We start from the raw sequence: 26729 nt of genomic DNA on the forward strand, positions 1-26729 counted from the left end.
AATTCCGACTCTTGGATGATGCTCGTTTACGACATGAGGTGGCAACCCAAAAAATCCCTTTCTGTATCAGTAGAGTAAGAGTTCGACAGGCCCCAAAAAAGTACGACTGTTATGCTTACCATATCGAACTTAACTGAACGAGTGAAGAGGCCTCGTCGATTTCCTTCAAGACTCGCGACATATTCTGTAATCAAGCACTGGCAATGATTTATTAAACAAAAAAGCCGTTGAAGAAACCTTCAACGGCTTAAGCTATGGCGTCCCCAACGGGATTCGAACCCGTGTTGCCGGCTTGAAAGGCCGGCGTCCTAGGCCAGGCTAGACGATGGGGACGCAGTAATTCAGGATGTATATTAGGCCTTTGTATGATAAACACGGAAGCGATGGACCCGGCATTCTATCAATGGGGAAAACACGAGTCAAACCAGGAAGTTATTCTCACCCCTCAGAATGCTACTGAAACTTTGCCTCCCATTTGTGGGGTCTCCCGGAGAAGGCCTCGACACCACGTGAGGAGAAAACCACCATAATTGGGGGGCATACACGTAATAAGTAAAGATGGTGAAGGAGTGGGCCTGTAAGCCGGATTCTGTACTAGATGAAACGAGTTTCATCCAGTGGTGGCCATTTCTCTGGAACCTAGGTTACCCTAGGCTTCAAGCAACCTACCCGAGAACCTCGACCGGGCCGGTCTCTCTCCCAGTTCGTGAAGAAATCGCTTCCTTCGACAAACCGGGAATCGTCCCCCTATTTGGTTTTGCTCCAGGTGACGCTTACCCTGCCACCTGTGTCACCACAGGCGCGGTGGGCTCTTACCCCACCATTTCACCCTTACCTGGCAAAAACCGAGGAATTTGCCATTGGCGGTATATTTTCTGTGGCGCTGGTGTCGGATTGCTCCGCCTGGGCGTTACCCAGCACCCTGCCCTTTGGAGTCCGGACTTTCCTCTCACGAAAAGTTCCGTGAGCGGCCACCCGGCCCACTCGCACCATCAGAAACTATCGTAGGTTGAGAAAATATTGAAAGCAAGCGGCGCGTTACATGGGGAAAAAGCTATTCGGTCGTTTCCTCTTCAAGATGCCGAGCCAAATAGAGAATGCGGTGGCAGTAGGAACAATCCAATAGTTCGTCACCGCGTTTCACCTCCGCAACCAGTTGAGGAGGAAGCTGAAGCTGACATCCTCCACAGGCCCCGTCACGAAGCTGGGCGACGGCATATCCTTTTCGCAAGGTCTTTAATCGGTTGTATCGAACCAGGAGTGGCTTATCCACCAGTAGGGAAAGAGATGTTTGCTGACGGTCCAAATCGGCTAATTCATTCGCTAAATTGGCAAAATGAGCCTCCAGGCTCGCCTTTTCGCTATCAAAAACTTTCTGGGCTTCTGTGGATTGCTCCTCCAGCTCCTTAAGGGCCTGCTCATTCTGTTCCACCCGCTCCATGAATTCCAGCACATTCTCCTCAATAGAGTCTTTTTTCTTCCGAGCTAACTCTATTTCAAACAGATGCGCCTGGTATTCTTTGTTCGTTTTTAATTCGGAAAGCCGATTTCTGATTTTCTGGAGTTGTTCTTCTTGAGTAGCGAGTTCCCGTTCAGAGCTTCGTCGTTGTTTGACAAGAGATTCACCGGTATTTTTAAGGATTTGCAGCTTGGCAAGTATATCTTGGAGGGGAGTTTCAGCGGATTTGATAAGCTCTGGAGCTTTCCGCAACTGGTCTTGAATCTGAAAAATTCGAAGATCAAATTTTTGAAGATTAATCAGGTATTGCAACTGCAAATTCACAAAGTCCTCAATATCCTAGAACATGTTTGCTCACCGGTTACTCAAGTCCGGCCCTGTCTCGTGGTGGGCCCACCAGGACTTGAACCTGGGACCAACTGATTATGAGTCAGCCGCTCTAACCAACTGAGCTATGGGCCCGAGATCATAACGGCGCACACATCCTTTTACCATAAATGGCGCTCAGGAAAAACTCCCCCCTGCGAATTTTATTCCCTCGTCGGGGGTAAACTCAGGTGGAAGCCGTTAATAAGGCCTTTTTCTGACGAAGCACATTGGACTCGGCGACCAACGCATCGACCAAGTCCTGGCGTCCCTCCCGTTGTGCAATTTTGAGCTGACTAATCACCTCGTCCATGAGGCGCTGGATCTGGTTTTTCTTTAAAACACGGAGACATCCGGCGACATGAATAGACACTTCGTCACAATTGTATTCCCCCACGCTCAACCGAGAAATGACCGGTTCATATGCCGGATCCTGACTGAATTCCGCATGCAATGCATCGAGGTTCAAGCGGCCTTCGTCATCCGTATGCTGAAAGGCCTTGCCAAGAATATGGCGATACAGTGGGACAGTAAACGCACCCTCATCGAGTTGCCGGATCTGATCCGGTTCCAGACGACCTTGGAGTAATAATACAATAAGATCCCGTTCCTCAGGCTTGCCTTGTGGAATGGCCAGATTCGTGGCAGCTTGCTCCTTCCCCTTAGCCGACGGGGCGACACTCATCGTCCGGGAAATGGTCGGGAGACGTTTCCGGAGTAATTCCGGTCGAATACCCAACCGTTCTGAGACCACTTTCAGATATTCTTCTTTTTCTATGGGATTTTTAGTCTTATGAAGAATCGCAAGAATATCATCCGCCCGCTTGACTCGATCTTGAATAGAATCATTTTTAGCTTTATTCAACACAGACATGATGGCAAAATCCAGTAACGTCGCGGCTTTCCCCTCCAACTCACGAAACGCCGGCACCCCGTTTTTCCGAATAAATGTGTCAGGATCTTCACCAGCCGGGAGCAGCAGCACTCGGACTTCAATGCCAGAATTCATAAACAAATCAAGCGTCCGTAAGGCCGCGCCGATCCCTGCAGCATCTCCATCAAAGACGAGCATCACCGAAGGGGCTAATCGGCGTAGAATCTGGACATGATCGGAGGTTATCGCCGTTCCCAATGGTGCCACGGCGTTTTCAATGCCGTTTTGGTGGAGAGCAATGACATCAAAATACCCTTCCACCAAATAAAACCTCCCGGAAGCGGTGGCTGATTGCCTGGCCTTGTCCATTCCATAGAGGGATCTCCCCTTAAAAAATAAGTCGGTTTCGGGTGAATTGAGATATTTGGGAGAGGCTCCATCTTTCAGGATCCGACCCCCAAATCCCACCACCTGCCCACGTGGATCAGTTATGGGAAACATCACCCGATCACGAAAGCGATCATATGTTGATATTCTGCCGCCATCCTCAGACTCTTTCCGCACGACCAATCCGGCCTGTATGAGTTCTTCCGGCTTGACAGATTGCTGTTCCAGCCATTTGGAAAGGCCGTTCCATCCTTCCGGAACGAATCCCAAATGAAATGTGTTCCAGGATTCTCTGGTAATCCCCCGCTGATCCAAATAATCCCGGGCGACTTGACCTTCAGGAATTTCCTGAAGATTGCGGTGATACCAGGATGCGGCCAATTGATACAGATGAAAATACCGTTCACGAGATAAGCCTGATGTAGTCTTCCCCGCTGCTTCCCGTCGCTCAGGCAGGGGCACCCCTGTCCGTTGGCTTAACTCACGCAGAGCTTCCATGAAATCCATGCCTTCTTGTTTCATCAAAAAGGTAAAGGCATCTCCTCCGACACTGCAGCCAAAACAATAAAACATTTGTCGAACGGGGTTGACCGAAAATGAGGGAGTTTTTTCTGAATGGAAGGGGCACAGTCCTTTAAAGTTTTGTCCCGCTTTGGAAAGACTCACGTATGTGGAAATGAGATCGATAATATCAATGCGATCTCGAATTTGTTGAAGAATCTCTGGAGGAACCCCTTGTTTTTCGCCTGTCATCTCACTTCTCACCATGAACTGCGTTAGGGACACATCACGAATGTCGTTCCCTTCGGATACCAAATACTCTCGGGACGCTTTGTCCCCGGCAAATCAGCTTTACCCTGGAGGCCACGCAAATGTTCGCCCGCCCATGACATGAAAGTGCAAATGAAAGACACTCTGCCCGGCTTCCGGTCCGGTATTCGCAACGACCCGATATCCGCCACCGGCAATTTCCCGCTGCCTGGCCATCTTGGCACACACGACCATCAAGTGGCCTAACAAGGCGGCATCCGTCTCTTTCGTGTCATCCAAAGACACCACGTGCCGCTTGGGAATCACCAACATATGCACCGGCGCTTGGGGATTGATATCGTTAAACACGAACGTGTGTTCATCCTCATACACGGTGTCGGCGGGAATAGCCCCATTGACGATTCGACAAAAAAGACAATCACTCATGTGGAGAGCCTCCCTCTGGCTGTCGAATTCCTGATTTGCCAAATCGCTTGCCAAGCTCTTGATAGACGTCTTCAGGAGGAATGGAAAAATGCCCGAGCATGATGAGGGTATGAAACCACAAATCAGCCATTTCATAAATAATTTCTTCCCGATCGCCATTTTTTCCAGCAAGAAGGACTTCGCCGGCTTCTTCCGCCACCTTTTTCAAAATACGATCGAGGCCGCCCTCCATTAATTTCGACACATAGGAATCAGGACTCGGGTGGGCCTTCCGATCGCCGACCATTTCATACAGCCGCCGGGTAATCCCTCCCCAGGCCGTACCGGAAAAAAGAGCGGCTGGCTCTTCAGAAGTCGAAGAAGGTAGGGGAGAAAAAAAACATGTACGGGTTCCGGTATGACAGGTCGGTCCAATGGGCTGGGCTTTCACCAAAATCGTATCCCGGTCACAATCCACAAACATTTCCTTTAACAGCAATTCATGGCCGGACGTCTCGCCTTTTTTCCATAACCGTTTTCGCGATCGACTCCAGAAATGAACCCGTTGGGAATCGCAAGTCATCTCCCACGCTTGTTGGTTCATGAACCCCACCATCAAGACGGTCCCATCCAACCAATCCTGCACAACACAGGGGAGCAACCCTTGTTCATCAAACTGCAATGTGCTTATCGAAGAAACTTCGTTCATTGGTCGTTAGGAAATTGAAACCGGGACGGTACCCGGGCGCACAGGGATACCCTGTTGAGCCAAATACGATTTGGCTTCCCCGATGGAAAATGTTTGATAATGGAAAATAGATGCCGCCAGTACCGCATCTGCTTTCCCCACCTGGAACGCCTCATACAGGTGCTGAAGCGTACCAGCCCCCCCGGAGGCAATGACGGGAATAGAGACGGACTCGGAAATAGCCGCCGTTAAGGCCAAATCATATCCGTCCTGCTTTCCGTCCTGATCCATACTGGTCAAAAGAATCTCTCCGGCGCCATAGTCCTTCATCCGTTTCGCCCACTCAACGGCATCCAGGCCGGTCGAGTTCCGCCCTCCATGGGTAAACACTTCCCACCCGGGTTCACCCTCTTCACATGTGGTCGCCCGTTTCGCATCAATAGCCACGACGATACATTGCGAGCCGAAACGATTGGCGGCGGCTTTGACGAAATCCGGATGTTCCACAGCAGCCGTATTAATGCTGACTTTGTCCGCTCCGGCTTCTAATAACCGGCGAATATCCTCAATAGTCCGGATCCCTCCCCCAACCGTAAGCGGCATAAACACCTGCTCCGCGGTCCGAATCACCACATCTAAAATCGTATCCCGTTTTTCATGTGAAGCGGTAATATCCAGAAAACACAGCTCGTCCGCACCTTCTCGATCATACACCTGCGCAATGTGAACCGGATCTCCCGCATCGCGCAAATTCACGAACGAGACGCCTTTCACCACTCGCCCGTCTTTCACATCCAGGCAGGGTATGATTCTCTTCGTCAGCATGATGTTTGAGACGCTTCTGCCAAAGCCACCATTTCAAGAGCCGCTTTCAAGTCCAAGGTGCCTTCATATAAGGCCTTTCCGATAATGATTCCGGAAATCTTGCTTCCCAGGGCCTGAATGGTCTGCACATCTTTCAGGACCGTGACTCCACCAGAGGCAATAACGGGAAACGGCGAAATGTCCACAGCTTCTCGCAAAGCTGAAATATTTGGTCCTGCCAACATGCCGTCCCGGGATATGTCCGTAAAGACCATGCCTCCCAAGGGCAAGTCTTTTACTGATTCAAAGACCTGTCGTGGGGTCAGACTGGACACGGTCTTCCACCCATGCACCGCGACTAAACCCTGTTTGACATCAATCCCGATTAAAATTTTATCAGGAAATTCTGTCGCGGCTGCCGCCAAAAAATCAGCATCCTGTAAGGCCGCTGTTCCAATCACCACCCGGTCCACTCCACAGGACAAGTAGGCGCGAATGGTTGACGTGTTTCGTATGCCCCCACCGACCTGCACCGGAATGCCTAACCGTTTGGTAATGGCTTCAATGTGTGATAGATGCTGAGGTGTTCCGGTCACCGCCCCGTCTAAATCCACCACATGAAGGTAGCGGGCCCCAAGACTCTGCCAATGATCCGCCATCGCTGCGGGGTCATCAGAATACCTGGTGACCTGATCCATCTCGCCCTGTCGCAAGCGGACACATTTCCCGTCCTTCAGATCAATTGCAGGAATCAGTAGCATCGTTTAGGGATCCTCCTTCAAGGATGGAGCAGGAAGAGGAGGCCCCTGTTCGCCCAAGCCGACGGGAAAGGCCTTCATCACTTTGTTCACACCCAATTCAGCAAGTTTATCGGCAGTTACAAATCCTCCACCCTTTTCAAAAAATCCTACTACATCCTGGTTAAGTGGTTTTTGTTCCTCAAAAAATTCCCCGGTCCACAAGACCATTCCATCAGACGGTCTCAGGAGGTACACTTCAAACCCTACTGCGGCCGGCTTGGCTCCAAGCTTGCTTCCTTCACGCTCACGGTATGTCCGGACGAATCCCGTCACAACTCCGTCCACCTTTAATCGGGTTCCGACCTCTTGGGCCAGGACAGGGAAAGAGGATTCCCCTTCCGGGCTTTCCTTGCCTATCACGGCAGAAGACTCCTCTGGACCGATCACCCGTAAGGAAGGCCGGCCGGCCAACACAGAAGCCACCTGTATCGTAATTCGATGTGCCGCCGTTTCAGGCACCACATAACGAACTTTTCTGAATTCTGTCCCATCCGCCTGATCAGTCCCCGGCAACCGGAATTGCGTACGAATTTCTTCCGGATCCCTTATGCCTCCACGTGAGCTACTCCCCAATTGAGGGGTTTTGATGGTCTGAAAAGGAAGGATGGCGAGACTGGATATACGAGAGGGATCAAATTGTGGGGCGGCCTGAATTTGAACTTTAGGGGGAACACAGCCTACACCGAAACACCACCACCCGATAAGGCTCATGACCAGAAACCGGGCGGGAAACGGTCTCGACCGCCCATTGATCGCAGGACACATTCCCCTCATTGCCAATCACCAAAATTCTTCAAAACCTGCAACCCGACGGCCTGACTTTTCTCGGGGTGCCATTGAGTAGCAAACACATTGTCTTTCCAGACACTACTCGCAAAAGAAATTCCATAGTCGGTTTGGGTACTGACGAGAGCACAATCCGACGGTTCCACATAGTAGGAATGCACGAAATACACATAAGAGTCGGAGGCAATGCCACGTAACGGCGGAGCAACCGTGTTGACCTGAATCGTATTCCAACCCATATGAGGAATTTTAAACAACGTCTCTCCCTCATTGGACGGACGGGGAATCGGTTTCACCTTCCCGGCCAGGATTCCTAACCCTTGATGATATCCAAATTCTTCGCTTTCCGAAAATAGCAATTGATACCCTAAACAAATGCCGAGAAAAGGTTTTCCCGAAGCTATGGAACGGTATATGACATCCATCAACTCAAAGCGAGCCAGATTGTCCATGCAATCCCCAAACGCACCTACACCCGGTAATACGACATGACTGGCCTGGTCAATCACGGGAAGGTCTCGAGTCACGACTGCTTCATGGCCCACATATTCAAACCCTTTCTGCACGCTCCGAAGATTTCCCATCCCATAATCAATAATAGCAATCATGTCCTGGCTGATTTCCTCTCTCTCCGCCCACTGATTCTCAACATTTAGAGCATCCCTTTGGTGGAGAGCACTCCCTTAATTCGTTCTTCCCGTCTAACCGCTTGATCCAAGGCTTTCGCAAACGCCTTAAAAATCGCTTCCATGATGTGATGAGGATTTCTCCCATACAGCACATTCACATGAAGGTTTAACCCTCCCTGACTCACGAATGCCTGAAAAAAATCTTCAAACAGTCCCAAATCAAACGACTTAATATACCGCGTGGGTAACACCACATTGTATACAAGGTACGGCCGGCCACTCAGATCGACGGTCACCTGGGCCAGGGTTTCATCCAACGGAACCGTCGCCCACCCGAATCGGGTGAGGCCCTCTTTGGTCCCCAGAGCCTGCGTTAAGACCTGCCCCATGACAATACCCACGTCTTCGATCGTGTGATGGTCATCAATCTCAATATCCCCTTTCGCTTCCACCGTCAGATCAAAAAATCCATGTTTACCGAATAAATTCAACATGTGATCCAAAAACGGGATCGAGGTCTTAATCTGATTGTTGCCGCACCCGTCGAGGCCCCATTCCACTCGAATGGCCGTTTCCGCGGTTTTCCGTTCTTGAGAAGCCGTTCTGGGAACAAGATGTTGGTTCATGTCCATCGACTCTCCATTGATCGCCCATGTGCATCCAGGCCTTCCAGCAGAGACAGCCGCATCACTGGAGCATGGGCTTTGCGCAACGCGTCCTTCGAATAGGTCACCACATTGCTGGTTTTCATGTACTCATCCACACCCAAACACGAAAAAAATCTGGCACTTCCACCAGTTGGTAACACATGATTGGGCCCTGCCACATAATCCACCACCGCGGGGGGGGTATAGCGTCCAACAAAAATGGCACCCGCATGACGTATACGTGACACATAGTCTCCCGCCCGATCCATATTTAATGATAAATGTTCAGGGGCAATCCGATTGGCTAATTCAAAGGCCTCATCCACGGTTCGCACAACAAATGCCAGGGCATGATTCTGAATTGATCGGGACGCAATTGCCTGACGTCCCAACTGTGCGAGTTGACGGGTCACTTCCGTCACAACCCGCCTGGCAAGAGTCAAAGAAGTCGTCACCAGATAGACACAGGCTTCCTCATCATGCTCGGCTTCACAAAGAAGATCAGCCGCCACATGCCGTGGGTTACTTGGGGAGTCGGCAATGACCAGCAACTCACTCGGACCCGCAATCATATCAATGTCGACCTGGCCATAGACCAGGCGTTTGGCCGTGGCCACATACAAATTTCCGGGTCCGACAATTTTATCCACGGGCCGAATTGTCGAGGTGCCAAAAGCCAAGGCCCCAATGGCTTGGGCTCCACCGACCCGATAGATCTCATCCACTCCAGCAACATCCGCCGCCACCAACAACGCGGGGTGGATGATGCCGTTCGGAGTCGGCGTACACATGACGATTCGCTTCACCCCAGCCACTTTCGCGGGGATGGCATTCATGAGCACCGACGATGGATATAGGGCTTTTCCGCCTGGAACATACACACCGACGCAATCTAACGGCGTAATCCGTTGGCCTAATTGAATCCCCTGTTGACGATAGACCCAGGATTTCCTCCGTTGTCGACGATGAAAAGTCCGAATACGATTCGCCGCATATTTCAGCGCTTTAATATCTGAGGACGGTAGTTCGGCATATGCACGCTCGATGTCTTTGGACGTCACACGAAGACTGTCAGGACTGATTCGGACATGATCGAATTTCCAGGTCAATCGCTGGAGTGCTTGATCCCCCTCCTGCCGAACAGCATCCAATATTGTCCTGACGGCTTTCTCAACCTTGTCGTTTTGTTGAGCAGCCCGCTGACAGACACGATTCACCGCTTGCGAAAACTCTTGGTCCTTGTAGGAAACAATTTTCATGCATGAACCTTTTTGGAGCGGGAACGAGAAAGGATTTTCTTCACCCGGGCAATCAGTTCTGTAATCACGGCATGTTTCATTTTTAAGCTTGCCCGATTCACAATCAATCGGGCAGATGACCAGGCGATCACTTCATCCTCGACCAGATTATTGGCTTTCAGAGTGTTTCCCGTCTCCACCAGATCGACAATCCGATCGGCCAATCCGACCAATGGAGCCAACTCAATCGACCCGTAGAGCTTAATCAATTCCACAGGCAACCCCTGCTGGTTAAAATACCGTTCGGTGATCGTGGGGTATTTGGTTGCCACCCGAAGCTTGGAAGACATCCGTTGCACAAGCTGTGGCCCGTTCGGCCTGGCGACCACCAGACGACAGACTCCTAAGTTCAAGTCAACCGGTTCATAGACATCCGGGCTTTGTTCCAACAAGACATCTTTCCCAACCACCCCTAAATCGGCTGCGCCATATTCAACATAGGCCGGCACATCACTTGGGCGTACAATTAAGACCCGGTGCCCATGCTCCGGAAATTCCAATATTAATCGACGGTCGTCCGCTCGGACATGATATCCCGTATAGCCTGCCTGGCGGAACAATTCAAGAGTCGGATCAAGAAGTTTACCCTTGGAAAGGGCAATGGTAATCCCTTCGCTCATGCCACCTCGCGAACGCGAACAATCCTCGCACCCAGGGCCTGAAATTTTTCTTCCAGCCGTTCATAGCCGCGGTCTAAATGATAAACTCGGGACACAATCGTTTCGCCATCAGCCGCTAACCCGGCCAAGACCAAGCCTGCACTGGCGCGTAAATCCGAAGCCATGACGGGTGCACCGGTGAGCAACGGCACACCTTTGACGACGGCATGCGGGCCATCAATCTCAATCGACGCTCCCATCCGGTGAAGTTCCGGGACGTGCAAAAATCGTCCTTCAAAAATGGTTTCGGAAATCACGCTCACGCCTTCTGCCACCGACATTAACGCCATCATTTGGGCCTGGAGATCCGTCGGGAAGCCGGGATAGGGGAGCGTCTTAATTTCCACCGCTTTGAGCGAACCCGACCGGCGGATTCGCACACCGTCATGACTCTCGGTTAACTCAGCACCCATTTCCTGAACTTTTTTCAGGACGCTGCCTAAATGATCTGATACGCACCCCTTTACCATCACATCCCCACCGGTAATAGCTCCGGCCATTAAATAGGTGCCGGCTTCAACTCGATCAGGGATCACCCAATGCCCTGCCCCATGAAGTTCCTTCACCCCTTCAATTGTAATGGTGTCCGTTCCCATCCCATGAATTTTGGCACCCCGCTTGGTTAAGAATGCACAGAGGTCCGTGATTTCCGGTTCCCGCGCGACATTATGCAAACTCGTGGTCCCTTGTGCCAGGCAAGCCGCCATAATCAGGTTTTCCGTGCCCGTGACCGTCGGGAAATCCAAGTCAATCCTTGCCCCTTTAAGACGACCGGCTTTCGCATGGATATATCCATGCTCCACTTGAATTTCAGCCCCCATCATCTCCAATCCTTTGAGGTGAAGATTGACCGGTCTGGTGCCGATCGCACATCCGCCCGGCAGAGATACTTTGGCTTCTCCCAGCCGAGCGAGTAGAGGTCCTAAGGCTAAAATAGACGCTCGCATCGTTTTGACTAAATCATACGGGGCTTCAATCGAATGCACCTGAGCTGCATCCAGTCTGACCCTGGCGCCTTCCTCTTGAACTGTCACTCCCAACAGGGCCAGTAATTTCCCCATCGTCATCACATCACGAACATGTGGTACATGGTCAATGACGCATTCCCCGCCCCCTAACAACGTCGCTGCCAAAATAGGCAAGGCGGCATTCTTGGCTCCGCCGATTTCCACGGACCCCTTTAATGGCAATCCACCTGTAATTCGAATTTGATCCACTTACAAAATTCCGTGTCTACACAAGACGCCGTTGCACGCATACCACTCGTGGAATGCCTTGGGAATCCGGAAGGACCTTTACCATCTTAAAGGCATTCGTCAGGGAAGGGTCCCGGCACAGAAGGTCAGCCTGACCAACTCCCACTTCCATCAGGACATATCCCTTTGAGGAAACAAGTCCCGGCGATTCATCCAATAACCGCCGGTACACATCGAGTCCATCCGGCCCACCATCCAACGCCAGCCGAGGTTCAAAGTCTTTGACATCTGGAGAAAGGTGTTCCCATTCCGAATGGGAGATATACGGCAGGTTAGCAATAATGGCGGTCACTTTACCTGCTAAATTTCTGGATAACAAGTGGGAAAGCAGGTCACCAGCCACCCACAGAATTCGTTGCGCAACTCCATGGCGCATGGCATTGACCCGCGCAAGATGTAGCGCGGAGACTGACTTATCTGAGGCGATAATCACCGCGGCAGGAAGGTTGACCGCCAGACTGATCGCCAGACATCCAGATCCCGTTCCAACATCCAGAATCACCGGCCGCACCTCAGACCCTAGCAGTCCAATCGCCTCTTCCACCAGCAATTCGGTCTCAGGTCTTGGAATGAGCACACCAGGTTGGACGAGAAAATCCAAACCAAAAAAATCCTGATTCCCTAATACATATTGAAGTGGTTCATGTAAGGCACGGCGCTGAAACAAGGCCACAGCCCGCTGGCAGACTTCCGCATCAACGGGAGTATCTGGATTCGCATGCAGTTGCAATCGCGTAATACCAAGGGCATCCTCAAGAATCCACAGCGCTTCATGCCGGGCGTTGACAATCCCCGCTTGAATCAGCGTCTCAACCGCACCATGATATAACTGTGAATAGGAAGTGAAGGGGGGCATCTGAGCCTCACAAAGCACATGCGCGTTGCACCGTTGAAAGAGACGGACTGGCGCTACACGAAAGACATCATTGGGCTTTGAGGCCCGCGATTAACCCGTCAAGATCGCCTTCCATCACTCGATCCAATTTGTGCAACGTCAGCCCGATTCGATGGTCGGTCACGCGATTTTGTGGAAAATTATACGTGCGGATTTTTTCACTCCGCTCCCCTGTCCCGACTTGGGAACGGCGTTGTTGCGCAATAGAGGCTTCCTGTTTTTCACGCTCGGCATCACCGATTCGTGTACGAAGGGTTCGCATGGCCTTCGTTCGATTTTTTAGTTGGGATCGCTCGTCCTGACATGTCACGACCACTCCTGTCGGAATATGCGTAATCCGGATCGCAGAATAGGTCGTATTCACACTCTGTCCACCAGCTCCTGATGAACAATAGGTGTCAATCCGTAAATCTTTCGGATCAATATGCACCTCCACCTCTTCAACCTCAGGCATCACCGCAACCGTAGCCGTGGATGTATGAATTCGTCCATTAGCCTCTGTCGTCGGAACCCGCTGCACCCGGTGCACTCCACTTTCATACTTAAAATTTCCAAAGGCTCCCTTGCCTTCAACCAGCAAAACCGCCTCTTTGACCCCACCAAGACCGGTCTCCTGAAATTCCATTAATTCGACCCGTAACCCCTTAGCCTCGGCAAACTTCGTGTACATTCGAAGGAGATCGCCGGCAAAGAGTGCGGCCTCACTTCCACCCGTCCCAGCGCGAATTTCAATGAACGAATTTTTATTATCGCCTTCATCAGCCGGGCAGAGCAATTCAACGACTTGGGATTCCATGGCCTCACGTTGACTTTCCAGGCTTTCCAATTCTTCACCGGCCAACCGGCGCATGTCGGGATCTAATTGCAGATCTTCTGTCATCAGGCGAGTCTGGGCAATCTCTTCGACTACCCTCCGGTACCCGCCAAACAACTGCGCAATGGGCTCTATCTCTGATCGCTCTTTATTGAGCGCAACCAGAAGGGTCGGTTGAGACAAGACGGCAGGATCTGACAACTGATCGTTGAGCGTGTCATATTTATTCGCAATGGCCTCCCATTTGCTGAATAAACCGCCCTCTTTGAGCTCTGTCTTAGTCATTGGTGGCATAGATCTAGTTTAACAGGAAATTAAATAACACGACATGTACCCTTCCTGGACAACCATGCCCGCTATCCTTTTCAAAAATTTTCATAGAAAGAGGGGATTGAACGGAGGGGAACCGCGTCAACAAGAGGAGCCGCTGCTGGGAAACCTGGTCTTCTTGACCGCAAATCGAGAAAAACAACAGCCAGGACTGCTTCGGCACCATGCACAGACATCATCCCCTGGGGATTGTTTAGGCAGGACAATGGAGAAGAAAGCGAAAACGGTCTTTACGCTTTGACTTTGGGCTTCGCCGTTTTGGCGTATTTTTTATTGAAACGTTCCACCCGTCCTTCGGCATCCACAATTTTCTGAGTACCCGTGAAAAACGGATGGCAACTGGAACAGATATCGACCTTTAAGTCTCCCACAGTCGTCCGGGTTTGATAGGTCATACCGCACGCACAACTCACATTTGCAAATTCATAAGCCGGGTGAATGCCCTTTTTCATACTACCTCCTTCAACGCCATCTCTCGATTCAACAGCTAAATATGAAAAGCCCTCATGCCAAACCTCTATTGTGAATTATCGATTCATAGATTGCAAGAACTCATTATTACTCTTGGTTCCGCCGATTTTATCCATGAGAAATTCCATCGCCTCCATGGTCCCGAGAGGGCTTAACACCTTTCGGAGAATCCACATTTTGTTCAGACGGTCGCGATCGACCAGCAACTCTTCTTTCCTCGTGCCGGATTGACTGATATCGATGGCCGGGAAAAGCCGCTTATCCGCTAACCGACGATCCAAGTGCACTTCCATATTGCCCGTGCCCTTAAACTCTTCAAAAATAACATCGTCCATTCGACTTCCGGTATCAACCAATGCGGTGGCCAGAATCGTCAAACTTCCACCAAATTCAATATTTCTGGCAGCACCAAAAAACCGCTTCGGTCGTTGCAGGGCATTGGAATCCAAACCTCCGGATAACACCTTCCCACTGGGAGGGGAAATTGTATTATAGGCACGCGCCAATCGAGTTACACTGTCCAACAAAATCACCACATCCCGTTTATGTTCGACCAACCGCTTGGCTTTTTCCATGACAATCTCTGCCACTTGGGCATGCCGCTGAGGAGGCTCATCAAAGGTGGAGCTAATGACTTCGGCGGCTTTGACTTGGCGCTGCCAATCGGTGACTTCTTCTGGTCGTTCATCAATAAGAAGGACAATTAAGACAATTTCCGGATGATTCGCGATAATGGCCCGCGCCACCGCCTGCAAGAGCATGGTCTTTCCCGTTCTGGGAGCCGCCACGATCAATCCCCGTTGCCCTTTGCCAATGGGCGTCGTGAGCTCCATCACTCTCGTGCAATACTCTTCAGGATCAAATTCCAGGTTGATCCGCTCTTCAGGATACAGCGGAGTGAGATTATCAAACAGAATTTTATCCCGCTGCACCTCAGGCTCATCATAATTAATTTTTTCGACTTTCAAGAGCGCGAAATACCGCTCTCCGTCCTTCGGTGGACGAATCTGCCCGGAGACAATATCACCGGTTCGCAAATTAAATCGTCGAATTTGAGACGGAGAAATGTAAATATCATCGGGTCCTGGTAGGTAGTTGGAATCCGGGGCCCGGAGAAATCCAAATCCATCTGATAGAGTCTCCAGGACCCCCTCTCCGAAAATGACTCCGTTCTTGTCGCTCTGCCCTTGAAGAATAGAGAAAATCAGCTCTTGCTTGCGCAAATTCGGCGCGCCATCAATTTTGAGATCACGCGCGATTTCATTTAATTCTCCAATGGACTTTTGCTTCAATTCGGCAAGATACATTAGGTTACTCCATTCATTGGCCGGAAGGGTTTTCTCGTGGGCTTAGCCTGTTACGAGGGGTGGAAAGGGTACGAACATTTTCATCTGGGTTATGCGCTGCGAATTTTGGCGATTCCCGAAAAGGGAACCGCACCAGACTTTAATAAAGTTAAAAGATTTAGACCGGTATTGTGTGTTTTAGGAAGAATGTTTAGAGAAACTGAAGAACCACACTTGTCAAAACCACCGTGTTGTCCTATCTACGATTTGAAATAATACGTGAAGTCCGAGAAGTTAATTGGCGGAAATGGATTTTGCTATCAAATGGGCAGGTCTTAAGTAATTATTTATCTCACTAATGAACAACTTGTCAATAGGCTCCTTTCGGAAGTTGCGACATGAAACTCAAATTTTTGCCCAAACCAATCATCGAAAAGTTAATCCACTCTCTTGTGGTTGGCACCCTTAATCTTATTATGTTAAACCATCATAATGGTAATTGAAAGTCAACAAGGAAGGGTCCTCTCCCATGTCTGATTCAGGTTTTCCCTTTTCCAGTGAACGGATTTTCACCCTCTCCGAAGCCAACGGACTAATCCCCGAGCTGGAACAATTTTGGGACAATATTAAGGCAGGACGCCAAATACTTATGGACACGAGGGAAGAAGTCAAAAAAGCCAGCGCCCAGGCATCCTCTGGAGGAGGAACGGTCATGGGCGTCCAATATATCAAAGGGTTACAAGACATCAATGGCAGCCTGCATGCCATTCAGGAACTCGGCGTGGTGATCAAAGATGTCGAAATTGGATTATGTGATTTCCCATTTTTGCTTGATGACCGTCTGGTATTTTTATGTTGGAAATCCGGAGAAAAACAGGTTCGCTGGTGGCACGATATTGACAGCGGGTATGCGAACAGACAACCTTTAGAAGACCTGAATCCCTAGACCTGCCGCACATTCGCCTATTCGTTTCCATCACATTCTCCGGCCAACCGAAGCTTCCGACGCAACATGTCCATACGACTGCCTTCTGATATGATGGAGCAGTCATGCCCGTTGTCGAAGAAAGGCCATTGATTCGACTTCGGAAAAGGAACGAGGAAAAAGAATGAAATTCGTAATTTTCGGTAAAGATGGTCCCGACGGCGCACAAAAACGCCCCCTCTATCGAGAAGCCCACCTCAAACGGCTTGAGGCGTGGGCGCAACAAGGCAAAGTTATTTTGGCTGGGCCTCTGACCGATAAAATAGGGAGTTTAATCGTGGTTGAAGCGGAATCACTCGAAGAAGTCGAAGCATTTGCCAAGAATGATCCCTATGCCCTTCATGGGGTTTTTCAGGAAGTCACCATTCACCCGTTTTTACAGGTGTTTCCCAAGGTAAATCTTTCACTTTAACCAGGAAGAAAGTGGAAAAAGAATGTGCCCAACGCTTGGGACAATTTTGGTGGTTTACTTTGGAGTGGACGAATGTTTTGTATTATTTTGAGCAAAATCCAACACCCGTTGCCATTCATCCGGACGCACCGGTTGAATCGAGAGCCTGGAACCCTTACGAAGCAGTTCCATTTTTTCTAATCCCTTAATGGCCCGCAACTGATCCAAATGCAAAGCCTGAGGAAACTTTTTGACGAACTGGACATCGACAAGGAACCAACGGGGCGAATCCGGAGCACTACGCGGATCGAAATATCGGCTCCTTGAATCGAAAGCAAAAGAGTCGGGATAAGCAGCCTTAACCACTTTAACGATTCCAACTATAGCTAGAGGGTCCGTATTGCTATGGTAAAAAAATCCCAAATCCCCAACATTCATGGATTTAAGGAAATTCCTAGCCTGGTAATTACGTACGCCTTCCCAACATGTAGTCTTACGGGGAGAGTGAACCAGATCATCAATGGAAAATGTTGTCGGCTCTGATTTAAACAACCAATACTGTACCATCATGCCTCACTCAATTTTTGGCCACTGGCTTTAAAAACACAAACACCTTAACCAATTATAAAGTGTATATTTTTCAGAGTACAATTGGACCCTTTTCCCACGCCTGCACGCGTGAATAGGTCATATTAAAGCATCATGACCAACCATGATTGATCAATTAATTCAATTTGCCGAGTCTTGGGTTCCCAGGGAAATCTGGGTCGGCATGATCACTCTTTCCCTGATTGCGTTTGTCGGAACCCTTATTGCGATCCCTGCTATGTTAATTCGTCTGCCACCTGATTACTTCGACAATCATGGCCACCGCAAGTGGTTTGCCAATCATCATCCAATTATTCGCGCCATTGGGTTGATGTTGAAAAACGGCCTGGGACTCATTTTTCTGGTAGCCGGAATTGCCATGCTGGTTTTACCAGGACAAGGTATCCTTACAATGGTTCTGGGTATCTTGTTTCTGGATTTTCCGGGAAAACACCGTGTCGAACAAAAACTCATTCGGCAACCCCAGATTCTTAACGCCATCAACGCCATGCGGGAAAAAGCAGGCAAACTGCCGTTTGTATTTCATGAAAACACCCCGACCTAATTACACGTCCACCTGAACCTCCCCCAGTCAACACCCGTTTACACCCTTTTCTCCCATTGATAGGATGGCCCGCATGTCTGTATGGAACAAGCTCGGATGGCTAGGACTCGCCGGACTCTGTGCCGTGGCCTTCGGCCATGTCGTAGGCCTAGTCAATCCTCACGAAAAAGTGAACGGACTCTGGCTCGTGGTCGCCGCCGCATGTTTCTACGTGTTGGCCTACCGGTTCTATGGCCGATTTTTGGCACAGCGAGTCATGAATCTGGACGATCGACGTCGCACTCCCGCCCACCGGCTGGAGGACGGCACCAATTTCTATCCCGCCAACAAATACATTCTCTTCGGCCACCATTTTGCGGCTATCGCCGGAGCCGGCCCATTACTCGGTCCCGTCTTGGCAGCACAATTTGGCTTCCTCCCTGGGTTTTTATGGATTGTCATTGGCGCGGTTCTGGCAGGCGCCGTGCAGGATTTTATTATCCTTGTGGCCTCCATGAGGCGAAATGGCCGTTCACTTCCGGAGATCGCCCATGCTGAATTAGGTCCCATCACCGGGATGGCCACGGCGATTGCCGTGCTCTTTATCGTGGTCGTCGCGCTAGCCGGATTAGGCCTGGCGGTCGTAAATGCGCTTTATCACAATGCCTGGGGCACTTTTACCATCGTCATGACCATTCCCATCGCCCTGCTCATGGGACTCTACCTTCAAAAATTTCGCCAGGGACAAGTCGGGGAAATGACGCTGATCGGGTTAGGACTCTTGATAGTGGCCATTCTTGTCGGCCGAACCGTGGCACAATCAGAATGGGCTGAATGGTTTTTATGGGATCGCACCACGCTCACATGGAGCCTTGCGGCATATGGATTTCTTGCCTCAGTCCTTCCCGTTTGGATGTTATTAGTGCCACGGGATTATCTCTCAACATTTATGAAATTGGGTGTAATTGCCCTTCTGGCCGTCGGGGTCATAGTGCTCGCGCCCACTATTGAGATGCCTCGCACCACCATATTTACGGCGGGCAATGGACCGATCATTCCAGGAACGCTGTTTCCGTTTCTCTTTATCACCATTGCCTGTGGGGCTATTTCCGGCTTTCATTCCCTGGTCTCATCAGGAACGACGCCCAAGCTGATTAGTCGGGAATCTCAGGCCATCGTCGGCTACGGTGCCATGCTTTTGGAAAGCTTCGTGGGAGTAGTGGCGCTCATCGCCGCCTGCCTTCTCGTTCCCGGCGATTATTTTGCCATCAACACCAGCCTGTCCGCAGACACCCTGCAAACTATGGGATTTCCAACCGCCCACATTACGGAACTCTCCACGCTTGTTGAGGTCGATGTATCGGGCCGTCCGGGAGGTGCGGTATCCCTGGCCGTTGGCATGGCCTCGATTTTTTCAAGCTTGCCGGGGATGTCCGGGCTCATGGCGTACTGGTATCAATTCGCGCTCTTGTTCGAAGCCCTGTTCATTTTGACCACCATTGATGCTGGGACACGGGTCGCCCGGTATCTGGTTCAGGAATTAGGGGGACGATTCTACACCCCGCTCAAACAGATCAATTGGTGGCCCGGGGTATTGGGCGCCAGTCTGTTCGTCGTTGGAGCGTGGGGATATCTCATTGGCACCGGATCTATTGCGACCATCTGGCCCATGTTTGGGGCAGCCAATCAATTACTTGGCATGCTCGCGCTCTGTATTGCCACGACCGTGCTCATCAAGATGAACAAAACCTCTTATCTGTGGGTGACGGTGATCCCGATGGTGTTTGTTGGCGTGATCACGCTGGCCGGATGCTATGAACTCCTGGTGATCTTTATCAGTCGGGCGCTCTCAACAGACGGATCGCAAAGCCTGACCATGGCCATCAATGCCTCCCTCGTGGGCCTGGTGGCCATACTCGCACTCATTGTCCTCACAGATAGCGCCAGAAAATGGTACGGGTATCTTATACATAAACACCCACTGAACAGCACCGAAGTGATCGAAGGCGAAGGCATTCAACTTCCCGCAGGACGGTGCTGCTAATCAGGGGGCCAGTCACAACAACTTGAAAGGAGGCTTATGGCGGACAATTATTCCTTCGACGTCATTTCTCGCATCGACATGCAGGAAATGAAAAATGTGGTGGATCAAACAGAAAAAGAAGTCGGACAACGCTTTGATTTCAAAGGATCCAAAACCGAATTGACGTTAAAAGAGAAGGACAAACAATTAGTGGTGATTTCGGATGATGACTACAAACTCAACGCGGTACTGGATATCCTCAAGTCCAAATGCGTCAAACGAAATGTGTCCTTGAAAGGGCTGACGTATGGAAAAGTCGAAGAAGCTTTAGGCGGAACCGTACGCCAAACCATTACCATTCAGAGCGGGCTTCCCGAAGACAAGGCTAAAGCCATCACGAAATCGATCAAAGAGGCCAAATTTAAGGCCCAGGGACAAATTCAAGGGGAACAAGTCAGGGTGCAAAGCAAAAGCAAAGACGAGTTGCAAGCCGTCATGAAACATCTCAAAGAACAGGACTTCGGACTCGATCTGCAATTTGAAAACTATCGGTAATAGACAATCGTGGTCACACCGCAGGCTCACATTCGGCCCCTACGTGTTCCAGTGCCCGGTCGAGAGCCTGTTGCCCGGCTTGGGCTCTTAATATGTCCCGCGCCTCTTTGGCAGTCGGCTGGTTTTTCCCAATCGGAACATCCAGTTGCTCCAAACTTTCAGATCCCCACCCCTGTGTCCAGTAGACCATTTGAAAATCCGATAGGCGAAGAATACCCAGCTCAACTAATGCTGAATTTTCAATGACCATCCCGCCCATTTGATTCATCATCGTCGCTTCTCCAATTTTTACGGGACCGGTCTTCTCACGACTTGAGAACACCACGACAATTTCATAAGGAACGTGTAAGTGTTGGCCTTGGACTTTCAATTCTTGGGAAAAGTTTACCGGCTGAGACAAACGTGGAACAGTCATAACGTTCTGAAAGGAACAACGCTGTCTGAGAAAATCTTCGGTGCGTCGAGAAAGGGTCTCAAGATACTCGGCAATGATCACCGGAGCGGCATTCTGCGCCGTGGCATCTGCATGCACGACCAGACCAATGGTAGGCACCCGGGGCAACTCGCCGTTCCTGTGAGATAATTCCTGTGATGGAAATGCCTCCTTTCCGACAAGATCCATCAGACGAGGTGTGGGACCTGCCCCACACCCCGCCAGCATAGAAACCAACACCCACGTAAACAATGATAGTGTTGAAAGGGTCATCGGATTAGGCTGCCTGATTCTTTCTCCATAATATTTCAAAATGCATCACCGCCTGGGCAATGGCATCCTTCCCGGAAACCCATCGAAGCGTCTCATACTCCTCACCCTCTGAATTGGGATAAATGGGAGGTTGGGTCTGAGCCCGCCGGACGACCGGATAGATATTAGATTCAAGCGGGACAACCAGCCGTTCCAGGGTCGCCCACGCTTGACCATCCGTGGAGGCTACCGGTTGCCCTGTCCGGGCATCCAGCAACGCGAGTTCCAGGCGCGCATAATTTTCCGCACGGTACCCTGGCATTCCCCCACCCCGCATACCTGTCGGCTGCTGCAACCCGCCCATTGGAAAACGATCAAAGACCTCATACTCGGTGCTGGATAATACCGCCAACACCAGATAGGGCACGTTTTGCTCCTTGCCCAATTGGATGAATGGGTCCACGGAGCCCTTGGGTTTCACATCATCCGGATACACCACGGAATGAATTTGAATCGGTAATTGTTTTTGAAGTTCCGTTTTCAGATGTTCCCCAAGATTTTCCAACGTCCCTCGGCGAAGTTCAGGAGCTGATTTTTCAAATCCCGAATCGTTCAGAACAACCAAGGCGGCGGTCACTCCTTCCGCTGGAAGCGCAATTGTTGCACCGTCCCCGCCTGACAGATGGGAGGGTTGGGGCAGGTAAGCCGGCAACCGTTTAGGAGTGTTATCCAACGAACAGCCAAGGAAAGAAAAAGCAGAGAGGAACCCGACAATCAACCAGATGTGACGCCACATAATGAAGCCTCCATTGGTTAAGGGAAAAAATGGCCGTCTTAATGTCAAATTCTCTTCCCTTTAATCGAGCCTCGTCAAGAAGAAGGAAGGAACCGTGAAGTTGTTATTGGCAAAAAGGCGACAAGCCGAGGGCCGAGATCCATTGTCCCTCTCAAATTCATTCCGGCATATGATTCCCAGGACCTTCCTCTCTGTCTCCCCATGGTTTTCACTGGCTTTTACTCGAAGACGATTTTTTGTTTATCTTGCGGACGGGATACCCGCCTAAGATTCGGACCTGCCCAAGCAAGAAGAAAGACTCTGGAAAAACGCGGGATCCAGTTGCCATCTTTCAGGATCTTGGGGTAGGGTAAGGCGGTGTCCCCACTGCTTAAAAGAATTTTTCATTACGTCTTACTTGTGGTTGTCCTGTCCTTTCTTCCCGCCTGCGACAAAGTCTCCATTCCCCGCCTGACTCACGAAGATAATCACGAACCAAGAATTCCTGTCACGATCACTTACGCCTTTGCGCCCAATCTTCTGACCTATACTCAGACTGTGGGCGGGTGTGGGTTGCCTTATACTATTCCAGTCGGCGAAATCATATCCAAAACTTTTCTCCAGGTCGGCCAAGACCGCTTCAGTGGCGTGAGAGCCGAACCCCCCGTCGGAGAGGCGCAAGGCGTTTCTCCCGATGGCTATCGAATCGTTCTGAGTCTCCAGCAATTTGGATTTGATCCAGTAACCCGTTCGGGACAAGAAGATCGGTACGATGTCTTTGTAGATCTGAAACTCCACGCCGTCTATGAAGATGCGAACGGCACCTCCCTTGCCCAGAGCCCCCTGAACTACCACCAGAAAGTTAGGCTATGGGTTCCGGAACTCACAAGCCAATCCGTCTCCTGCCACACCGGTCAAATTGACGGAACAGTAGAAGACGCCGCTGAAACTCTGGCTAAACAGATGATAGGGGTTCTCCCCCAATTGGTCCAACTCAATACCGGTCAGCAACCTGTCGCCCCGCAACCAGGTTCCCCTGCCCCGGCTCTTCAAGGTCCGGCTGTAGGCGTACAGCCCACGGCCCCACCCGTTGCAAGCCCATCGGTTCAATTTAGAACCAAATTAATTGATGCCAACCGCAATTTGGTGTTAGAGGGCGGAGAGGCCATCATCCTTTTAATTGAAACGACCAATGCCAGCGAAACATCCATTCCATCGGCTTATGTGGAGTTACGGGGGACCCCGACCTTGGTTGAGGCTTTTAAACGGGTAGCCCCTCTTCCCGTCCCTCTAGGATCATTCAAGCCGGGTGAAAAGCGCACCGCAGAAATACGGGGACGATTGGGTCAAGTGACCGAACACATCCAAGGTGAGTTGATCATCGGAATCATCCTCTCTGAAGGCCTTCCGCCTGGAACCCATACCATCCGCGCTGAAATTCAACCAGGACCTACTAGAAAACCATCCTCCAGGTAGCCAGCACGCCAGCACTCGTTCCCCAAAAATTTTGAATCCCAGCCTCGGTAACCTATTTGAGGGATACAACCGATTTATACATGGGTGGTGGGGTAAAACACATTTTTAAACCCGTAAAAACATCCAGTGGACAGGAAGACCGGGGTGAAATGTCATATGAATGATCAAGGGACATTAGTTGGTCCCTTGTGAGTGCTTCAATCCCAAATACATCAGAAGAGCCCCAAGCAGTTTATTCTTCGAAGTCCCCTGAGACGGCTCATCTCCCTGATCCTGTATCTCCCTGGCTACCTTGAACTCGGAATGAAAGGCGATTGGGCCGAATAGACTGGCAGCTTTCGACCCTGGCTGATCCGATTCCACCACTAAGGACATGCCCTCTAAAATTGAGGGTTCCTCTCCATAGATACTGCGATAATCGGCCAGCACATTCCGCTCTTCTGTTAACCACCTTCCTAGCTGAGAAGGCCCGCTGCGCACGACCACATAATGAACTGACGGATCCTTGGGCCTCACAAAGATTGTCCCGACCGGACGAACATTGTCCCAAATATATCCAAGAATGGTTTTCCTGCTTGGCGCCTCCCTGGATGAAAATACCAAGTGTAAGGCGGCCCCGAGATTGTCTCGTGAAGATTGGCTACTCGCTGCGGCGGTAGGCAGCGTGAGTACGCTCCATTCCCAGGAAACGACAGGATTGGCTTCAAGATTTATCGTTAATGAACGGAACAGACTAATACATCCCTGCTCGGTTTCAAGACGCAAGACTTTTTCATGATCTTCCTGCACCACCTGAACCTGTCCGATCCCTTCCCACACTTTCATAGACCAACTATGAGGCAAAGTTTCCAAACGGGACAATGATGTCGGTTCATATAAAGAGGGAATGGGCGTCGTGGCACCAAAAGTCGGCGGTACCATCCCAAAAATAGCACAGCCCAAAACACCCACTCCTCCAAGAAGGAAGGTCAAAGAATTTTTTTTAATTGGCATTGTGTGATAGGCCTTTCCGATAAAATTGTGGAAAGAAGGGGTTCTTTCACATTCCTGATGAATACAAGCCTAATGCCAGTGAGAAAGAACACAATATATCTCAAAACTTTCAAAGACTTATAAAATCAGATGGCGGGGTGTCACCGGGATAACGAGATCTTGTGACACAGAATACTGTCCCACGAATCTGGCAAAGAAACAGAATTTGAGATGAAACAGAAGGCTCAAACACGGGAAGGTAAGACCGACCGGGTTTTGACTGTGAGAGAACGCGTTCCCCCAAAAGGTGATCAAACCCCTGGAGGGTAATTGCGGCCAAAACAACACCTATCGGCCCCAATGATTCTCAATGGTTGGATAGTTAAGAATAAAGGCCGGAACTGGATCTGAGTGATAATAATTTTTGGTTTTCTTTCCGAGAGAAAAGACTTCGGCTGCCTGATAGAAACCAGACCCTGTCAGCCACCAAGCGAGGGCAAAGAAAAAAAACGCCCCGGCTGGGAATACCAACCGGGGCGCTCAGGATAACGGGGAGGGTTATGTCCCCTTTGTTAAAAAATAGTAATCTTAGAAGTTGATCCAGAGTTGGGTGTAGCCCCAGTTCTGATCAGCCGTGCCAAACCCGTTCTTCTTCAAATAATCCCCGGTGAAGAAGTGGCCGTAACCCACTTGCCATCCCACCTTATTATTTTGGAAGAACAAGGTGTACACCACATCAATTTCACCACCAAGAGATTTTTCGTCGTTGCCTGCAGGAGTGCTAAAGAAGGTGGCCTGAGAAGCCGTGTACCAGTTGTCCCTCTTGTTCGCCAACCGCATGATATGCCCGGCAATTTCGAAATGGCTTTCCGGCGTCGGACGCAGTTGCAAGTTTCCACCATAAGTCAACATATTTTGCCAGGACATCAAGTCCATGTACCCGAAATGAATGTGGTTCGTCGGGAACAATTGGCTGAAGGTATGGCCACCATCCTTGTTGCTGCTGCCGGTGGCGTAGTTGATTTCCGCACCGATCCGGGGTTGCATGGGAACCGGTAAGGTAATACCACCGTCCAGATGCCCGGCCAACGCATTGATGCGAGTCTCACTCGCTCCGCCGACAGGTCCGATTTCGCCAAATTGCCAATAGCCTTCTCCCGTAAGATCAAACATTCCCTGCTTGAACGCAACACGGCCACCGACGGTGCTTCGTTCCTGATTAGATTGCTGTCCACCGGTACCGAAGGCCGGTGAACCGGCTCCCGTGGTTGAACCACCGTCTTCATAGATATAGGCGGGTTCGATTGCGACAGACCCGAACTTCATCGGCAGACGTAAGAACAGAATGTCGCCATCACCCTGACTGGCCTTCCCGGTTGAACATCCGCCTGCATTTTGCACGCAATTGCCTTCTGCCACTCGCAACCAGCCCAATTCCACCGGCACGGTAGCATGGTTGTATCGCATCGTCACACCATCGAAGGCAAACCCGACATTGTTCCAGTCAAAGTGACCGAAGATCCGGTGGTTGCCCCACACCATGAGTTGTCGACCAGCTTTCAATGTCAAATTTGGCATTAAGAAATTTCTGACCAACATGAACCCTTGGCGAAGAAACAGATCCGCATCGGTGCTATTGGGATTCCCGGCCCCGCTCACATTCGATGGGTTCGGCATCGCACCAAAATTATTGGACACCTGAGGTTGGAGGAAAAACACCACATCGGGGGAAAGGTCGTAGTTAAACCCTAACCGGATCAACTGTTGGGTAAAGAAGGAATTTTTTCCACCACCATTGATGGTTTCAAAATTCCCATTCGTCCGGAACTCCGGCCGGACACGCATGTCGCCGGAAATCGTGAGCTTGCTGGGATCAAACACCCCTTTGGGTGGATCAAACTGGCCATAGGGCACCAAATCGGGAATGGCCCGTGGCACCGCCGGCACGTTGGTGTTTTTGTCGGTCGCCGGAGTGGTCTTGGCGGCCAACCCTGGTGCTGCAGACATGGCGACAATCAAAGCCGCTACTGTCAACCTGGTAAAGGTTCGGCTAAAAGTCCTCATCGCACGCCTCCTATTCGGAAAAACGCTCATGGACTCGATGTCCAAG

The 26729-nt window shown here is 50.5% G+C and carries 27 protein-coding genes, 2 tRNA genes and 1 other RNA gene; 6 read left to right on the top strand and 24 right to left on the bottom strand.

The features are described 5' to 3' along the window. Positions 1–255 precede the first annotated feature (255 nt). The 19 genes from LX98_RS15955 to rho form a co-directional block, all read right to left on the bottom strand. A tRNA-Glu gene (locus LX98_RS15955) sits at positions 256–333 on the bottom strand. Between the two features lie 229 nt (positions 334–562). After that, positions 563–987, bottom strand: an RNA gene (rnpB, locus tag LX98_RS15960) — RNase P RNA component class A. Positions 988–1054: 67 nt separating this feature from the next. After that, positions 1055–1783, bottom strand: coding sequence for a C4-type zinc ribbon domain-containing protein (locus LX98_RS15965; protein ID WP_496429845.1), 729 nt, complete (start codon positions 1781–1783; stop codon positions 1055–1057). Positions 1784–1844: 61 nt separating this feature from the next. Then, positions 1845–1921: transfer RNA gene (locus LX98_RS15970), tRNA-Ile, on the bottom strand. 91 nt (positions 1922–2012) lie between these two features. Beyond that, positions 2013–3839, bottom strand: a complete 1827-nt coding sequence (gene dnaG / locus LX98_RS15975) for a DNA primase (RefSeq protein WP_496429846.1) — start codon at positions 3837–3839, stop codon at positions 2013–2015. 99 nt (positions 3840–3938) lie between these two features. After that, positions 3939–4283 (bottom strand): HIT domain-containing protein, encoded by a 345-nt coding sequence (locus LX98_RS15980; RefSeq protein WP_496429847.1) that lies wholly within the window; start codon positions 4281–4283, stop codon positions 3939–3941. Beyond that, positions 4276–4971, bottom strand: a complete 696-nt coding sequence (gene hisIE, locus LX98_RS15985) for a bifunctional phosphoribosyl-AMP cyclohydrolase/phosphoribosyl-ATP diphosphatase HisIE (protein ID WP_496429848.1) — start codon at positions 4969–4971, stop codon at positions 4276–4278. Before hisIE ends, LX98_RS15980 begins: the two co-directional genes overlap by 8 nt. Before the next feature lie 6 nt (positions 4972–4977). Then, on the bottom strand, positions 4978–5775 hold the full coding sequence (hisF, locus tag LX98_RS15990) for an imidazole glycerol phosphate synthase subunit HisF (RefSeq protein WP_496429849.1): 798 nt from the start codon (positions 5773–5775) through the stop codon (positions 4978–4980). Then, on the bottom strand, positions 5769–6515 hold the full coding sequence (hisA, locus tag LX98_RS15995; protein ID WP_496429850.1) for a 1-(5-phosphoribosyl)-5-[(5-phosphoribosylamino)methylideneamino]imidazole-4-carboxamide isomerase: 747 nt from the start codon (positions 6513–6515) through the stop codon (positions 5769–5771). Before hisA ends, hisF begins: the two co-directional genes overlap by 7 nt. Positions 6516–6518: 3 nt before the next feature. Then, positions 6519–7319, bottom strand: coding sequence for a hypothetical protein (locus LX98_RS16000; RefSeq protein ID WP_496429851.1), 801 nt, complete (start codon positions 7317–7319; stop codon positions 6519–6521). Positions 7320–7324: 5 nt separating this feature from the next. Further along, complete coding sequence (gene hisH, locus LX98_RS16005) at positions 7325–7948, bottom strand: imidazole glycerol phosphate synthase subunit HisH (RefSeq protein WP_496429852.1); 624 nt, start codon at positions 7946–7948, stop codon at positions 7325–7327. 44 nt (positions 7949–7992) lie between these two features. After that, positions 7993–8595: an imidazoleglycerol-phosphate dehydratase HisB gene (hisB, locus tag LX98_RS16010; RefSeq protein ID WP_496429853.1), complete on the bottom strand. Its 603-nt coding sequence runs from the start codon at positions 8593–8595 to the stop codon at positions 7993–7995. Beyond that, entirely contained in the window at positions 8592–9875 is a 1284-nt protein-coding gene (hisD, locus tag LX98_RS16015; RefSeq protein ID WP_496429854.1) for a histidinol dehydrogenase, read from the bottom strand. Before hisD ends, hisB begins: the two co-directional genes overlap by 4 nt. Continuing rightward, positions 9872–10534, bottom strand: coding sequence for an ATP phosphoribosyltransferase (hisG, locus tag LX98_RS16020; RefSeq protein WP_496429855.1), 663 nt, complete (start codon positions 10532–10534; stop codon positions 9872–9874). The genes hisD and hisG overlap by 4 nt, the downstream gene beginning before the upstream one ends. Beyond that, on the bottom strand, positions 10531–11790 hold the full coding sequence (gene murA, locus LX98_RS16025; RefSeq protein ID WP_496429856.1) for a UDP-N-acetylglucosamine 1-carboxyvinyltransferase: 1260 nt from the start codon (positions 11788–11790) through the stop codon (positions 10531–10533). Before murA ends, hisG begins: the two co-directional genes overlap by 4 nt. 16 nt (positions 11791–11806) lie before the next feature. Continuing rightward, positions 11807–12685: a peptide chain release factor N(5)-glutamine methyltransferase gene (prmC, locus tag LX98_RS16030; protein WP_496429857.1), complete on the bottom strand. Its 879-nt coding sequence runs from the start codon at positions 12683–12685 to the stop codon at positions 11807–11809. A gap of 67 nt (positions 12686–12752) precedes the next feature. Continuing rightward, positions 12753–13823 (bottom strand): peptide chain release factor 1, encoded by a 1071-nt coding sequence (gene prfA / locus LX98_RS16035; protein WP_496429858.1) that lies wholly within the window; start codon positions 13821–13823, stop codon positions 12753–12755. A gap of 275 nt (positions 13824–14098) precedes the next feature. Continuing rightward, positions 14099–14320 (bottom strand): 50S ribosomal protein L31, encoded by a 222-nt coding sequence (gene rpmE, locus LX98_RS16040; protein WP_496429859.1) that lies wholly within the window; start codon positions 14318–14320, stop codon positions 14099–14101. Positions 14321–14395: 75 nt separating this feature from the next. Continuing rightward, the gene (gene rho, locus LX98_RS16045) at positions 14396–15646 is read right to left on the bottom strand and encodes a transcription termination factor Rho (protein ID WP_312646358.1); all 1251 of its coding nucleotides are present in this window, start codon (positions 15644–15646) and stop codon (positions 14396–14398) included. Positions 15647–16154: 508 nt separating this feature from the next. Here rho and LX98_RS16050 point away from each other — a divergent pair. Next, the gene (locus LX98_RS16050) at positions 16155–16571 is read left to right on the top strand and encodes a DUF2203 family protein (RefSeq protein WP_496429860.1); all 417 of its coding nucleotides are present in this window, start codon (positions 16155–16157) and stop codon (positions 16569–16571) included. 163 nt (positions 16572–16734) lie between these two features. After that, positions 16735–17022 (top strand): YciI family protein, encoded by a 288-nt coding sequence (locus LX98_RS16055; RefSeq protein ID WP_496429861.1) that lies wholly within the window; start codon positions 16735–16737, stop codon positions 17020–17022. A gap of 54 nt (positions 17023–17076) precedes the next feature. On the opposite strand, the gene LX98_RS16060 is transcribed toward LX98_RS16055, so the two are convergent. Further along, complete coding sequence (locus LX98_RS16060; RefSeq protein WP_496430620.1) at positions 17077–17568, bottom strand: EVE domain-containing protein; 492 nt, start codon at positions 17566–17568, stop codon at positions 17077–17079. Between the two features lie 145 nt (positions 17569–17713). Between LX98_RS16060 and LX98_RS16065 the strand changes: the two genes are divergently transcribed. From LX98_RS16065 to LX98_RS16075, 3 genes are all read left to right on the top strand, one after another. Beyond that, positions 17714–18154, top strand: coding sequence for a PGPGW domain-containing protein (locus LX98_RS16065; RefSeq protein ID WP_312744245.1), 441 nt, complete (start codon positions 17714–17716; stop codon positions 18152–18154). Between the two features lie 73 nt (positions 18155–18227). Then, on the top strand, positions 18228–20177 hold the full coding sequence (locus tag LX98_RS16070; RefSeq protein WP_496429862.1) for a carbon starvation CstA family protein: 1950 nt from the start codon (positions 18228–18230) through the stop codon (positions 20175–20177). A gap of 36 nt (positions 20178–20213) precedes the next feature. After that, entirely contained in the window at positions 20214–20711 is a 498-nt protein-coding gene (locus tag LX98_RS16075; RefSeq protein WP_312646352.1) for a YajQ family cyclic di-GMP-binding protein, read from the top strand. Positions 20712–20724: 13 nt separating this feature from the next. Here LX98_RS16075 and LX98_RS16080 read toward each other — a convergent pair whose 3' ends face one another. After that, positions 20725–21417 carry a hypothetical protein gene (locus LX98_RS16080; RefSeq protein WP_496429863.1) on the bottom strand — a complete coding sequence of 231 codons (693 nt, stop codon included), beginning with the start codon at positions 21415–21417 and terminating at the stop codon, positions 20725–20727. A gap of 4 nt (positions 21418–21421) precedes the next feature. Beyond that, on the bottom strand, positions 21422–22192 hold the full coding sequence (locus LX98_RS16085; protein ID WP_496429864.1) for a hypothetical protein: 771 nt from the start codon (positions 22190–22192) through the stop codon (positions 21422–21424). A 357-nt stretch (positions 22193–22549) separates the two neighbouring features. Between LX98_RS16085 and LX98_RS16090 the strand changes: the two genes are divergently transcribed. Further along, on the top strand, positions 22550–23647 hold the full coding sequence (locus LX98_RS16090; protein WP_496429865.1) for a hypothetical protein: 1098 nt from the start codon (positions 22550–22552) through the stop codon (positions 23645–23647). 174 nt (positions 23648–23821) lie between these two features. Here LX98_RS16090 and LX98_RS16095 read toward each other — a convergent pair whose 3' ends face one another. After that, positions 23822–24640: a DUF3047 domain-containing protein gene (locus LX98_RS16095; protein WP_496429866.1), complete on the bottom strand. Its 819-nt coding sequence runs from the start codon at positions 24638–24640 to the stop codon at positions 23822–23824. Positions 24641–25207: 567 nt separating this feature from the next. After that, positions 25208–26683, bottom strand: coding sequence for an alginate export family protein (locus LX98_RS16100; RefSeq protein WP_496429867.1), 1476 nt, complete (start codon positions 26681–26683; stop codon positions 25208–25210). Between the last annotated feature and the right edge of the window lie 46 nt (positions 26684–26729).

It is taken from the genome of Nitrospira marina (assembly GCF_059568365.1).

Bases quoted from the DNA above. Each gene is read 5' to 3' on its own strand.
- LX98_RS15980 (WP_496429847.1), bottom strand. From the start codon at position 4,283: ATGAGTGATTGTCTTTTTTGTCGAATCGTCAATGGGGCTATTCCCGCC.
- hisG (WP_496429855.1), bottom strand. From the start codon at position 10,534: ATGAGCGAAGGGATTACCATTGCCCTTTCCAAGGGTAAACTTCTTGAT.
- hisH (WP_496429852.1), bottom strand. From the start codon at position 7,948: ATGATTGCTATTATTGATTATGGGATGGGAAATCTTCGGAGCGTGCAG.
- LX98_RS16100 (WP_496429867.1), bottom strand. From the start codon at position 26,683: ATGAGGACTTTTAGCCGAACCTTTACCAGGTTGACAGTAGCGGCTTTG.
- LX98_RS16075 (WP_312646352.1), top strand. From the start codon at position 20,214: ATGGCGGACAATTATTCCTTCGACGTCATTTCTCGCATCGACATGCAG.
- rho (WP_312646358.1), bottom strand. From the start codon at position 15,646: ATGTATCTTGCCGAATTGAAGCAAAAGTCCATTGGAGAATTAAATGAA.
- hisIE (WP_496429848.1), bottom strand. From the start codon at position 4,971: ATGAACGAAGTTTCTTCGATAAGCACATTGCAGTTTGATGAACAAGGG.
- LX98_RS16000 (WP_496429851.1), bottom strand. From the start codon at position 7,319: ATGTGTCCTGCGATCAATGGGCGGTCGAGACCGTTTCCCGCCCGGTTT.
- LX98_RS16095 (WP_496429866.1), bottom strand. From the start codon at position 24,640: ATGCCAATTAAAAAAAATTCTTTGACCTTCCTTCTTGGAGGAGTGGGT.
- LX98_RS16050 (WP_496429860.1), top strand. From the start codon at position 16,155: ATGTCTGATTCAGGTTTTCCCTTTTCCAGTGAACGGATTTTCACCCTC.
- LX98_RS16065 (WP_312744245.1), top strand. From the start codon at position 17,714: ATGATTGATCAATTAATTCAATTTGCCGAGTCTTGGGTTCCCAGGGAA.
- LX98_RS16055 (WP_496429861.1), top strand. From the start codon at position 16,735: ATGAAATTCGTAATTTTCGGTAAAGATGGTCCCGACGGCGCACAAAAA.
- prfA (WP_496429858.1), bottom strand. From the start codon at position 13,823: ATGACTAAGACAGAGCTCAAAGAGGGCGGTTTATTCAGCAAATGGGAG.
- hisF (WP_496429849.1), bottom strand. From the start codon at position 5,775: ATGCTGACGAAGAGAATCATACCCTGCCTGGATGTGAAAGACGGGCGA.
- LX98_RS16070 (WP_496429862.1), top strand. From the start codon at position 18,228: ATGTCTGTATGGAACAAGCTCGGATGGCTAGGACTCGCCGGACTCTGT.
- hisA (WP_496429850.1), bottom strand. From the start codon at position 6,515: ATGCTACTGATTCCTGCAATTGATCTGAAGGACGGGAAATGTGTCCGC.
- LX98_RS16060 (WP_496430620.1), bottom strand. From the start codon at position 17,568: ATGGTACAGTATTGGTTGTTTAAATCAGAGCCGACAACATTTTCCATT.
- dnaG (WP_496429846.1), bottom strand. From the start codon at position 3,839: ATGACAGGCGAAAAACAAGGGGTTCCTCCAGAGATTCTTCAACAAATT.
- LX98_RS16080 (WP_496429863.1), bottom strand. From the start codon at position 21,417: ATGACCCTTTCAACACTATCATTGTTTACGTGGGTGTTGGTTTCTATG.
- hisB (WP_496429853.1), bottom strand. From the start codon at position 8,595: ATGAACCAACATCTTGTTCCCAGAACGGCTTCTCAAGAACGGAAAACC.
- hisD (WP_496429854.1), bottom strand. From the start codon at position 9,875: ATGAAAATTGTTTCCTACAAGGACCAAGAGTTTTCGCAAGCGGTGAAT.
- rpmE (WP_496429859.1), bottom strand. From the start codon at position 14,320: ATGAAAAAGGGCATTCACCCGGCTTATGAATTTGCAAATGTGAGTTGT.
- prmC (WP_496429857.1), bottom strand. From the start codon at position 12,685: ATGCCCCCCTTCACTTCCTATTCACAGTTATATCATGGTGCGGTTGAG.
- LX98_RS16085 (WP_496429864.1), bottom strand. From the start codon at position 22,192: ATGTGGCGTCACATCTGGTTGATTGTCGGGTTCCTCTCTGCTTTTTCT.